9 protein-coding genes and 1 pseudogene are annotated in these 11,409 nt (G+C 70.6%); 6 read left to right on the top strand and 4 right to left on the bottom strand.

Annotated features, from left to right (window positions below; translation table 11 throughout):
• Positions 1–38 precede the first annotated feature (38 nt).
• The 5 genes and pseudogenes from QE377_RS13695 (at position 39) to QE377_RS13675 (ending at position 5,781) form a co-directional block, all read left to right on the top strand.
• Positions 39–1,256 (top strand): extracellular solute-binding protein, encoded by a 1,218-nt coding sequence (locus QE377_RS13695; RefSeq protein WP_137417547.1) that lies wholly within the window; start codon positions 39–41, stop codon positions 1,254–1,256.
• A gap of 62 nt (positions 1,257–1,318) precedes the next feature.
• Positions 1,319–2,923 (top strand): ABC transporter permease subunit, encoded by a 1,605-nt coding sequence (locus tag QE377_RS13690; RefSeq protein ID WP_373459563.1) that lies wholly within the window; start codon positions 1,319–1,321, stop codon positions 2,921–2,923.
• Positions 2,923–3,792, top strand: a complete 870-nt coding sequence (locus tag QE377_RS13685) for a sugar ABC transporter permease (RefSeq protein WP_243227351.1) — start codon at positions 2,923–2,925, stop codon at positions 3,790–3,792. Before QE377_RS13690 ends, QE377_RS13685 begins: the two co-directional genes overlap by 1 nt.
• A gap of 23 nt (positions 3,793–3,815) precedes the next feature.
• Positions 3,816–5,012: pseudogene (locus QE377_RS13680) on the top strand (arabinogalactan endo-1,4-beta-galactosidase); the annotation flags it as partial.
• Positions 5,013–5,139: 127 nt separating this feature from the next.
• Entirely contained in the window at positions 5,140–5,781 is a 642-nt protein-coding gene (locus QE377_RS13675) for an Ig-like domain-containing protein (protein WP_307326017.1), read from the top strand.
• Between the two features lie 452 nt (positions 5,782–6,233).
• Here the strand turns inward: QE377_RS13675 and rsmI are convergent, their stop codons facing one another.
• On the bottom strand, positions 6,234–7,052 hold the full coding sequence (gene rsmI, locus QE377_RS13670; RefSeq protein WP_307324193.1) for a 16S rRNA (cytidine(1402)-2'-O)-methyltransferase: 819 nt from the start codon (positions 7,050–7,052) through the stop codon (positions 6,234–6,236).
• A 23-nt stretch (positions 7,053–7,075) separates the two neighbouring features.
• Between rsmI and QE377_RS13665 the strand changes: the two genes are divergently transcribed.
• Positions 7,076–8,605, top strand: coding sequence for a dolichyl-phosphate-mannose--protein mannosyltransferase (locus QE377_RS13665; RefSeq protein ID WP_307324192.1), 1,530 nt, complete (start codon positions 7,076–7,078; stop codon positions 8,603–8,605).
• Between the two features lies 1 nt (position 8,606).
• On the opposite strand, the gene QE377_RS13660 is transcribed toward QE377_RS13665, so the two are convergent.
• From QE377_RS13660 to QE377_RS13650, 3 genes are all read right to left on the bottom strand, one after another.
• Complete coding sequence (locus QE377_RS13660; RefSeq protein ID WP_307324190.1) at positions 8,607–8,861, bottom strand: three-helix bundle dimerization domain-containing protein; 255 nt, start codon at positions 8,859–8,861, stop codon at positions 8,607–8,609.
• A 92-nt stretch (positions 8,862–8,953) separates the two neighbouring features.
• A complete protein-coding gene (locus QE377_RS13655; protein ID WP_307324188.1) occupies positions 8,954–9,472 on the bottom strand; it encodes a MarR family winged helix-turn-helix transcriptional regulator in 519 nt (172 codons plus the stop codon).
• A 21-nt stretch (positions 9,473–9,493) separates the two neighbouring features.
• Complete coding sequence (locus QE377_RS13650; protein ID WP_307324185.1) at positions 9,494–11,341, bottom strand: thioredoxin domain-containing protein; 1,848 nt, start codon at positions 11,339–11,341, stop codon at positions 9,494–9,496.
• Positions 11,342–11,409: the final 68 nt, after the last annotated feature.

Below are 11,409 nucleotides of genomic sequence, written 5' to 3'. Positions count from 1 at the left end.
GCGCATCCTCGACCACCGTTCTGAAAGGAACACGTCACATGCGCAAGATCATCGGAATCGGCGTCGCTGCCGCCGCATCCGCGCTGCTGCTGGCCGGCTGCTCCGGCGGCGGAGCCGCCGAGCAGACCGCCGACTCGTCGGCAGAGCTCGTCATCTGGACCGACCAGGAGCGCGAGGCCGCCATCACGGCGGCAGCGAAGGCGTTCGAGGACGAGACCGGCGCGAAGGTCACCCTCGTGCAGAAGAACTTCGAGGACCTCCGCAACGACTTCATCTCGCAGGTGCCCACCGGCGAGGGCCCCGACATCACCGTCGGCTCCCACGACTGGCTCGGCGCGCTCGTCGCGGCGGGCGTCGTCGACACGATCGACCTCGGCGAGAAGGCGTCGGAGTTCGAGCCGGTCGCGATCGAGGCGATGACCTACGACGGTCAGCTCTACGCGCTGCCCTACTCGCTCGAGACGGTCGCGCTCGTTCAGAACGTCGACCTCGTCGGCGCCGATGCCCCCGCCTCGTGGGACGAGATGATCCAGAAGGGCCTGGCCGCGGGCACCGAGCGTCCGTTCGTCATCAACACGGCCGGCGAGACCGGTGACGGCTACACGATGTACGGGTTCCAGACCTCGTTCGGCGCGCCTGTCTTCGTGCAGGACTCGAGCGGCTCGTACACGAACGAGGTCGGCATGGGCGGTGCGGCCGGCGAGGCGTTCGCCCAGTGGCTGCACGCCAACGGCTCCGCAGGCACCGGCTACCTGTCGACGACGATCGACTACGACATCAACAACGAGCTGTTCGCCTCCGGCAAGGCGCCGTACACGGTGCAGGGCCCCTGGGCGATCAGCTCCTTCCCCGACGTCAACGTCGCCGTGAACCCCATCCCCTCCGCGGGCGGCCAGCCGGCAGCGCCCTTCGTGGGCGTGCAGGGCTTCTACCTGAGCTCGCAGAGCAAGAACGCGCTGCTCGCCCAGGAGTTCCTGGTCAACTACCTCGGAACCGAGGACGCGCAGCGCGCGCTCTATGAGGCCGACCCCCGCATCCCGGCGTGGAGCAGCCTCGCCGAGGAGGTCGCGAGCGACCCGATCATCGCCGGCTTCCTCGCCTCGTCGCAGAACGGCGTGCCGATGCCCTCGATCCCCGAGATGGGCTCGGTCTGGGACTTCTGGAACGCGGCCGAGTCGCAGATCATCAGCGGCGCCGACCCGTCCGGCACCTGGAACAAGATGATCACCGACCTTCAGGGCACCCTCGCGGGTTGACCGCGACGGGGCGGGCCCTGTGGCCCGCCCCGCTCGTGGACGTCGAACAGGAGACGACACACATGGCGCAGCCGCAGGTTCTCACCCCGCCCTCGAGGCCCCCGCGGGAGTCCCATGCCCGCTCGTGGCGAGGCATCGGGTGGGGGTTCATCGTCAAGCTCATCGTGATGGGCCTGATCAACGCCCTCGGGATCATGGCGATCCTCTCCGCCTTCTCGGCCCAGTCGTGGATCCTCCTCGGCGTCACGGCGGCCCTCGTGGTCGCCGCCGACATCGTGTACTTCACCAAGCGGGCCCTGCCGCTGAAGTACCTCATGCCGGGGCTCGTCTTCCTGCTCGTCTTCCAGGTCTTCGTCTTCGGCTACACCGCCTACATCGCCTTCACCAACTACGGCACCGGTCACGCCGGCTCCCAGGCGCAGGCCGTCGATGCCGCCCTCATCCAGGGCGAGCGTCGCATCGAGGGCTCCGAGACCTATCCGCTGTCCGTCGTCGAGCGTTTCGGCGAGTACGGCCTGGCGATCAACGACGACGGCGACGTCCGCGTCGGCAGCGCCGAGTCGCCGCTGGCGGAGGCCGGGACCGCCCCCGCGGGCCAGGCACCCGCATCCGTCGACGGCTGGACGGTGATCCCCCGCACGCAGGTGATCACCGACCAGGAGCTTCAGACCACGATCGAGGCGCTGCGCGTCCCCTTCTCCGACGACCCCAACGACGGCTCGATCCGCACCCGCGACGGCTCCACCGGGGTGCTCTACACCCCGACCATGGTGTGGGACGCGGACGCGGGCACCATCACCGACACCGTGAACGGCACGGTCTACACGGCCGACGACGAGATCGGGAGCTTCATCGCCGACGACGGCACGCGACTGCCCGCGGGCTGGTACGTCAACGTGGGCTTCGACAACTTCCTGAGGGTGTTCACCGACCCCTCGCTCGCCGGCCCCCTGCTGTCGGTGACCGGATGGACGTTCGCCTTCGCGGCCGGCTCGGTCGTCATCAGCTTCGGCCTAGGGCTGGTCTTCGCGCTCGTGTTCAACGACCCGCGCGTGCGCGCCCGGAAGTACCTGCGCACGCTCATCATCCTTCCCTACGCCTTCCCCGCCTTCATGTCCGCGCTGCTGTTCCGCGGCATGTTCAACGCGGAGTTCGGCATCATCAACGACCTGTTCTTCTTCGGCAGCCAGATCAACTGGCTGGGAGATCCCTGGCTGGCCAAGGCGGCCGTGCTGTGGGTGAACGTGTGGCTGAGCTTCCCGTACTGGTTCCTCGTGTGCACCGGCGCGCTCCAGGCGCTTCCCTCCGACACATTGGAGGCCGCCTCGATCGACGGCGCCGGCCGGTGGCGCCAGTTCCGCTCGATCGTGCTGCCGCTGCTGCTCGTGTCGACCGCGCCGCTGGCGATCTCCTCCTTCGCGTTCAACTTCAACAACTTCACCGTCATCTACATGTTCAACGCGGGCGGACCCGCGATACCCGGTGCGCCGTACACGCTCGGATCGACCGACATCCTCATCTCGGCGATCTATCGCGTCTCCGGCGTCGCCGGCGGCGCCGCCGACTACGGCCTGGCCAGCGCCCTCTCGATCATCGTGTTCATCGTCGTGGGCATCATCTCGGCCATCGCCTTCCGCCAGACCCGCAAGCTCGAGGAGTTCCAGTGATGTCCACGGCACGCACCCGTATCCGTCGCCGCCGCTGGTGGCTCGAGGTCGGCTGGAAGTACTTCTTCGCCGCGATCGTCGTCTTCTACGCCGTCTTCCCGCTGGTCTACGTGCTGTCGGCGGCGCTGAACCCGCGCGGCACGCTCTCCGGCTCCAACAACCTGTTCAGCGCCTTCGACCTGTCGAACTTCGCGGCTCTGGGTGCGACCAGCTACTGGACGTGGGTCGGCAACACGCTCCTCGTGGGAGGCGTTTCGGCCGTGGGCGCCGTGATCATGGGCGCGTCGGCCGCCTACGCGTTCTCGCGGTTCCGTTTCCGGGGCCGACGCGTGAGCCTCACGTCGCTGCTGATCGTGCAGATGTTCCCGCAGGCGCTCGCGTTCGTCGCGATCTTCCTGATGCTCCTCGCGATCGGCGAGATCGTGCCGGCGCTCGGGCTGAACTCGAAGCTCGCCCTCATCTGCGTCTACCTCGGCGGCGCGCTCGGCGCGAACACGTTCCTCATGTACGGCTTCTTCAACACGATCCCGATCGAGATCGACGAGTCGGCGAAGATCGACGGCGCGACCCACGCCCAGATCTTCTGGCGCCTCATCATCCCGCTCGTCACCCCGATCCTGGCGGTCGTCGCGCTCCTCGCGTTCATCACCGCCTTCGGTGACTACATCCTCGCGAAGATCGTGCTCACCAGCGAAGACAACTGGACGCTCGCCGTCGGGATGTACCAGTGGGTCTCGAACCAGCTGGCCTCCAGGTGGGGCCTGTTCGCCGCCGGCGCCGTCATCGCCGCCGTCCCCGTACTCGCCCTGTTCCTCTCCCTGCAGCGATTCATCGTGGGCGGGTTGACCCAGGGCTCCGTCAAGGGCTGACCGGCCCGAAAGAAAGGACACTCATGCAGCGCCGCATCCGTCGTTCCCTCCTCCGATCCGCCGCCGCCGCGACCGTGCTCGGTGTCATCGTCGCGGGCGCGCTCGCCGCGACCCCCGCCGTCGCGGCGGACGAGCCGGTCGCGGCCGGCATCACGGTGCCGAGGGTCGACGACCTCTCACCCGACTTCATCAACGGCGTCGACGTGTCCTCCGTCATCGCCTTGGAGCACTCGGGCGTCGTGTTCCGCGACAGGGCGGGTCAGCCCGCCGACCTGTTCGACGTGCTCGCCGACGCCGGCATCACCGATGTGCGGGTGCGCGTATGGAACGACCCGTTCGACGCCGCAGGCAACGGCTACGGTGGCGGCACGGTCGACGTCGCGCGCGCGATCGAGATCGGTGAACGCGCGACGGATGCGGGGCTGCGGGTGCTCGTGGACTTCCACTACTCCGACTTCTGGGCGGACCCCGCGAAGCAGAAGGCCCCGAAGGCGTGGGCGGCGATGAGCGTCGCCGAAAAGGCGACGGCGACCCGCACATTCACCGCCGAGGCGCTCACCGCCTTCGAGGCGGCCGGGGTCGACGTGCGGATGGTGCAGATCGGCAATGAGACCACGAGCGGCGTCGCCGGCGTCAGCGGCTGGGACGACATGGCACAGATCTTCTCCGCGGGCTCCGCGGCCGTGCGCGAGATCCTTCCGGATGCTCTCGTCGCGCTGCACTTCACCAATCCGGAGCGGCCCGGCAGCTACGCGAACATCGCGAAACAGCTCGACGACCGCGGCGTCGACTACGACGTCTTCGCCTCGTCCTACTACCCGTTCTGGCACGGCACGCTGCAGAACCTGACGAGCGTGCTGACGCAGGTGGCCGACACCTACGACAAAGACGTGATCGTCGCGGAGACCAGCTGGGCGTACACGCTGGAAGACGGCGACGGGCACACGAACGTGATCGATCTTCCCGGCGAGGCGACGAACTACCCGGTCAGCGTGCAGGGGCAGGCGCTCGCGGTGCGCGACGTCATCCAGGCCGTCTCGGATGTCGGCGCGGCGGGGCTCGGCGTGTACTACTGGGAGCCGGCATGGCTGCCGGTGGGCCCGCCGGAGGCGGCGGCGCAGAACGCCGCGCTGTGGGAGCGGGACGGCTCCGGCTGGGCGGCGAGCTATGCCGGCGAGTACGACCCGAACGATGCGGGCGTCCACTTCGGCGGCTCCGCCTGGGACAACCAGGCCCTGTTCGCCCACGACGGGACGCCGCTGGAGTCGCTGAACGTGTTCTCGTACGCCCGAACCGGCGCGGTCGCCCCTCGGCGGGGTCACCGGGGTCGCGTCCGCCGAGCTGACGGTGCCCGATGGCGCGGAGATCCCGCTGCCGGCCACCGTCACGGTCTCGTACAACGACGCGACGGCCGAGGAGCAGTCGGTGACCTGGACGCCCGGCCGCGAGTGGGTGTCGGGCCCGGGCACCTACGTGTTCCGCGGCACGACCTCGGCCGGGCTCTCGACCCGGGCGACGGTCACGGTGACCTCGGCGAACCTGCTCGCCAACCCCGGCTTCGAGGACGACGACACCGCGATGTGGCGCACGGGCGGAACGGGTCTGACGGTGGGCGCGTGGGACGACCCGCGGACCGGATCGCGCTCCGCGCACTTCTACGCGGCGGATCGGTTCGCCTTCACCCTCGAGCAGTCTGTGGGCCCCGTCCCCGCCGGGACGTATCGCGCCACCGGCGCCCTCCAGGGCGGCGGCCAGCTCAGCGACACGGTCCGCCTCGCTGTCTCGTCGGGGACGCAGGAGGCATCGGTGCCGTTCGTCCTCGGCGGGTGGCGCAACTGGTCGACCCCCACGACCGACACGTCACGGTCCCCGACGGCGCGACGATCACCGTGCAGGTCGCCGGCGAGCTCGCGCCGGGATCCTGGGGAACCATCGATGACCTGCAGTTGGAGCGCGTGCTCGACGCGGCGTCGGACCTCGCGCAGCTGACGACGCTGATCGCCCGCGCCGAGGCACTCGAGCGATCCCTCTACACATCGGCGTCCCTCTCCGCGGTCGACGACGCCGTGGAGGTCGCGCGGTTCTTGGGCGGAGCGCAGTCCCCCGCCCAGGAAAGGGTGGACGCCGCGGCTGCTCTGCTGTCTGCGGCGCTCGACGCCCTCACACGGCTCGAGACGCCGGGGACGGATCCCGCACCCGGCTCCGCCGACCCCGTCACCGCCGGACTGCCGACCGCCGACCCTCAGGGCGACCCGGCATCCGCGCCTGCCGCGCTCGCCCGCACCGGCCGGGAGGCGCCGGTCGCGCTCTTCGTTGCGGCGACGCTGGCGTTCGCGTGCGGTCTCGCGCTGCTGACAGGGCACCGGCGCGCGCGGCGACGGTGATCCGGGACGCCGGCTCCCATCCGCGGTGCGGAGTCGGCGTCCGGCCGGGCGCCCGCGTCAGCCGCGCACGGCGAGCGCCGCCTGGTAGAGCTCGCGCGAGGAGTGACCCGTCGCCTCGGCGACCTCGCCGGCCGCATCCTTCAGACGAACTCCGGCGCGGACGATCTCCAGCACCTGCGTGACGGCGTCGGGAAAGGCGACGCGGGCGCGCTCCGCCCCGCCGACGACGATGACGAGCTCGCCGCGCACGCCGTCGGCCGCCCACGCCACGAGCTCCGAGAGCGGGCCGCGCAAGGTCTGCTCGTAGAGCTTCGTCAGCTCTCGGGAGACGGATGCCGGGCGGTCCGCGCCGAAGGCGTCCGCCAGGTCTGCGAGGGTGTCCGCGAGGCGGGTCGGCGCTTCGAAGAACACCAGCGTGCGCTCCTCGGCCGCCAACCGGGCGAACATCGCCCTGCGCTCCCCCTGCTTGCGCGGCACGAAGCCCTCGAAGGCGAACCGGTCGGTGGGAAGGCCCGACACCGCGAGGGCTGTCAGCACGGCGGAAGGCCCGGGCAGCGCGATCACCTCGACGCCCTGCGCCACGGCTTCCGCCACGAGCCCGTACCCCGGGTCGCTGACCGTGGGCATGCCGGCGTCGCTGAGCACGAGCACGTCCTCGGTCGCCGCTCGGCGTGCCAGCTCAGCGGCGCGCTGCTTCTCGTTGTGGTCGTGCAGGGCGATCAGCTGGGGGCGGTTCGACACTCCCAGTCCCGCGAGGAGCCGTTGCGTCGTGCGGGTGTCCTCCGCGGCGATCACCGTCGCGGCCTCCAGCGCCTCGACGAGTCGGCGGGTGGCGTCCCCGAGGTTTCCGATCGGAGTCGCCGCAAGGATGATCACGGCCCCAGCATAAGGTGGAGGGCGTGACCTCGAGCGCCCCGCCGACTGCGCCCCCGCCGCGCCGCTCGGCGTTCGACGCATTCTCCGACCGCGTCCGCGGCTCCCGCGTCCTCGACCGACGCCTGCAGGTGTGGACACCGGTCCTGCTGACGCTGTTCGCCGGAATCCTGCGCTTCGCGAACCTCGGAACGCCGTCGTCATTGGTCTTCGACGAGACGTACTACGTGAAGGACGCGTGGTCGCAGTGGCTGCTGGGCTACACGGCCAACTGGCCCGACGGAGCCGACGCGCTGTTCGCCGAGGGCCAGGTCCCCGCCCCGCTCGTCACGGGGAGCTTCTCCGTGCATCCGCCGTTGGGCAAATGGCTCATCGGGCTCGGGATGTGGCTGTTCGGCTCCGGCGACTCGGTGGGGTGGCGGGTGGCGGTGGCCACCGCCGGCACGCTCACCGTGCTCGTCGTCTATCTGATCGCCCGCACCCTGACCGGTTCGACGGCCGTGGCCGCCATCGCCGGCGGCCTGATGGCCATCGACGGCCTCGCCATCGTGCTCAGCCGCATCGCGCTCCTGGACGGCATCCTCGCGCTGTTCGTGGCGCTCGGGTTCTGGTTCGTCCTCCTCGATCGCCGTACGCATCTGGAACGCCTGCGCCGGGCACTCACCCCGCGCGACGAGCAGGAGCCTGCTCCCGGTTGGGGCCCGCTGCTCTGGAACCGGCCATGGCTCATCGCCGCCGGAGCAGCCGTCGGCGCCGCGACGGCCGTGAAGTGGTCGGGTCTGTACGTGCTCGCCGCTCTCGGTCTGTACGTCGTCGTCACCGACGCCCTCGCCCGGCGCCGACTCGGCGTCGTGCAGTGGCCGGCGGATGCGGTGCGCCAAGGCGCGGCGACGTTCGTGCTGCTCGTGCCCATCTCGGCGATCGTGTACCTCGCGTCGTGGACCGGCTGGCTGGCGAGCGCCGGCGGATACGGGCGCGCGGCCGCATCCGAGGGTCTCGGCGGAGCGCTGGCGAGCCTCTGGCGCTACCACGAGGCCATCTACGCGTTCCACGTGGGCCTCACGACGCCGCACGGTTACCAGAGTCCCGCCTGGCAGTGGCCTCTGCTCGTGCGCCCGACGTCGATGTACTGGCATCAGAGCGGTGACACCGTCCAGGCGGTCTCGAGCATCCCGAACCCCCTGATCTGGTGGGCCGGTATCGCCGCGGCGCTCTACCTGGTCTACCGGTTCGTCCGCACCCGCGACGCGCAGTCGGCGTTCGTGCTCGTGGCCCTCGCCGCGACCTACGTGCCGTGGCTGCTGTACCCCGAGCGCACGATCTTCCAGTTCTACACCGTCGTGATGCTGCCGTTCCTCGTGATCGCCATCGCTCTTACTGCCCGCCGGATCGCGGGCTCGGCGGACGCCGATCGGCGCATCGCGGGCCAGCGGATGGTCACCGTGTTCCTGGTCGCCTGCGTCGTGCTGTCGGCGTTCTGGTACCCGGTGTGGACGGCGATGCCGGTGCCCTACGAGTTCTGGCGGCTGCACAACTGGCTGCCGAGCTGGGTCTAGTTCAGACGCCCTGCTCGTCGGCGTGCATCTGCAGGATCTCCTCGGCCCCGGACTCGACGTCGACGGGGACCGCGATCGGCCGTCCGCCCGTGAACGCGTCGTACTCCCTCGCGACGATCGCCTCGATCTCCGACAGGCGCAGCAGCGGATGGCGGGCCTGCAGACGCGCGACGACGCCCGCGTACGACGTGAGCAGCCAACCGTCGACCATGTGGGTCGCGTCGTGCTCACCGACGGCGTCGGGCGAAAGGGTCATACGCCCATGGTGTCACCGCAGCACCGCTTCCGGGCCGTCGGAACGGGTAGCTAGTCAGACGAGCAAGACTCGCGGCGAGCCATATGCGTCGCTCAGCCGACGGCGGTGTGGGCGTCGACCTGGTCGACGGCGGCCTGCAGACGCCCCAGGCACTCCATGACGACGCGCGTCTCCTCCGGGGACATGTCGATGACGGCATCCATCATCCGCTCGTGCATGTCACCGAGAGTGCGGCGCACTTCCTCGTCGCTGTCTACCGTGGGAACGACCCAGATGCTGCGCCGGTCGGTCTCGTGTCGCTCGCGCCGCACGTGCCCGGACTTCTCCAGCCGGTCGACCATCGCCGTCATCGAGGCGGTGGAGACACCGAGGTAGCGGGCGAGCTCACCCGGCGACACGCGCTCGTCGCGCTGCTGGGCACGCAGCAGGTAGCGCAGCACGAGAAGGTCGTTCTCACCCATCGACATGGCCTCGCGCGTGCGACGTCGCATGGCGACCTCCGCGGCGCGGTACACCCGGAACGCCTGCAGCAGATCGACGGCGCGGCGCTTGCGCGACTCATCGTCGTCGGCGTACCAGTAGCCGGTGTGCGGCTCCTCCAGCTCGGGCATGCTCTCGATGATAGAGCGAGTTCAGACGTCCAGCTCGGAGAAACCGTTCGCGTCGTGGATAGGCAGGCGGCACACGAACTCGCGGCAGTCGTACGCCGTGGGCCGTCCGTCGGCCGCGCTGCGGCCGGTCAACAGCGAGAAGCCCGCCTCCGACCACGCCCTGGCATCCGCCTCACTCACCCGCACGACGACATCCGCCCCGGTCGCATGGGCGGCACGCGCCAGCGGATCGTCGTCGCTGTCGGCGACCACCACGATCTGGCGCCCGGCGCTCTCGAGCAACGCGGCGACACGCAGCACCGCGGCGTGTGAGAAAGGGTCCTCGACGGCGCGCGTCGCGCGCGCCGCCACGATCGTGCGCGCCCGCCCCCGGTAACGCTCCCCCGCGCCCAGACGCCACAGGGTGAGAGAGGCTTCGGCGATCGACGCCGCGCCCGACGGCCGATCGGTGTCGGCGTCGTCGACCTCGGGCGCACCCAGGGCCGCCAGCACCCTGTCGCGCCCGCCGGGAACGACGGCCGCCTCCTCGGTCGGCCAGCACAGGTCCACGAGCCGGCGCGCCTGAACGGCATAGGCGACGCATCCCGTGGCTATCGCGAGTGCCGCGAGGCCCTGGGCGAGGGCGCCGTAGTCCTCGAGCGTCGCCGGCGCGCCCGAGAGGATCTCATCGAGGGATGCCCGGCGCAGGGTCCCGTCGGCGGCGAGGTTCGACTCCTCGACGGCGAGGGCGGCACGCACGGCTGCGTCCACGAGGTCCGCGCGCCCGAGGCGTGCGCCCGTCGCGGCGAGCGCCCCGACGGCGAGACCGTTCCATCCGCTGACCAGCTTGTCATCGATGCGCGGGGGCTCCAGCCCGCTCCGCTCGTCGAGAACGCGCTGATAGAACCCGCCTTCGCTGCGCTCGCCGTCGATCCAGGATTCGGAGTCCTGCGCGGCGGCGAATCCGCCGGAGGGGAGCTGAAGCGAGTCGACGAGGAATCCCGCCGCGGCGGAGGCGATGTCGGCGCGCCCCGCGGCGAGGGCGACCTGGATGAGACCGGCATTGTCGGTGAGCATGCGCTCGTAGTGCGGCACGCTCCAGTCGCGCCGGGTGGCGTATCGGAAGAATCCGCCGTCCGCGTCGCGCAGCGGCGAGCGGGCCATGCGGTCGAGGGTGCGTTGGGCGAGCCGCCGCGAGGCCTCGTCGGGCTCGGTCTGCAGGAAGCGGAGCACGGGCCAGACCGGGAACTTGGGGGTGGCCGCATCCGCTCCCGCAGGAGCGAAGCCGCCGAACTCGAGATCCTCGCGCGCCGCGATGCGCGCGGCGAGCTGTGCGCGGACCTCGGCCGTGGGCCATGCGGGATCGAGCGCCTCGTCACCCCTCTCGCGCGCCGCTGCGTCGAGCGCGCGCTGGAGCGCACCCGAGGTCTCGGCCACCGCCTCGCGGCGTTCGCGCCACGCCTGATCGACGGCGTCGATGACGTCGGCGAACCCGGGAAGCCGGCCCCGCGCCGTCGGCGGCCAGTAGGTCCCCGCGAAGAAGGGCTTGCCCTCCGGGGTCGTGAAGACCGTCAGGGGCCAGCCGAGATGCGGGGTGAACGCCGCGGCGGCGGCGAGGAACACCGCGTCGACCTCGGGATGCTCCTCACGGTCCACCTTGACCGAGACCATGGTCCGATTCAGACGCGCCGCGATGTCGGGATCGGAGAACGACTCCGCCGCCATGACGTGGCACCAGTGGCACGTGGCGTAGCCGATCGACACCATGACCGGCACGTCGCGCCGCCGAGCCTCGGCGAAAGCGACCTCGCCCCACGCGTGCCACGCCACCGGCTGATCCGCGTGCTGACGGAGGTACGGACTCGCCGCTCGGGACAGTTGGGACGACATGTGTCAAGCGTAGGTTTCCGAGTCGGATGCGGTCACGACGCTGTGATAGGAAGGTTGGGCAGCGTCCC

Source organism: Microbacterium sp. SORGH_AS_0862, from assembly GCF_030818795.1.
Taxonomy (GTDB): Bacteria; Actinomycetota; Actinomycetes; order Actinomycetales; family Microbacteriaceae; genus Microbacterium.
Note: the sequence above shows the minus strand (reverse complement) of the source record. Positions and strands in the feature narration are given on the sequence as shown.

Bases quoted from the DNA above. Each gene is read 5' to 3' on its own strand.
- QE377_RS13695 (WP_137417547.1), top strand. From the start codon at position 39: ATGCGCAAGATCATCGGAATCGGCGTCGCTGCCGCCGCATCCGCGCTG.
- QE377_RS13690 (WP_373459563.1), top strand. From the start codon at position 1,319: ATGGCGCAGCCGCAGGTTCTCACCCCGCCCTCGAGGCCCCCGCGGGAG.
- QE377_RS13685 (WP_243227351.1), top strand. From the start codon at position 2,923: ATGTCCACGGCACGCACCCGTATCCGTCGCCGCCGCTGGTGGCTCGAG.
- QE377_RS13660 (WP_307324190.1), bottom strand. From the start codon at position 8,861: ATGACCCTTTCGCCCGACGCCGTCGGTGAGCACGACGCGACCCACATG.
- QE377_RS13655 (WP_307324188.1), bottom strand. From the start codon at position 9,472: ATGCCCGAGCTGGAGGAGCCGCACACCGGCTACTGGTACGCCGACGAC.
- QE377_RS13650 (WP_307324185.1), bottom strand. From the start codon at position 11,341: ATGTCGTCCCAACTGTCCCGAGCGGCGAGTCCGTACCTCCGTCAGCAC.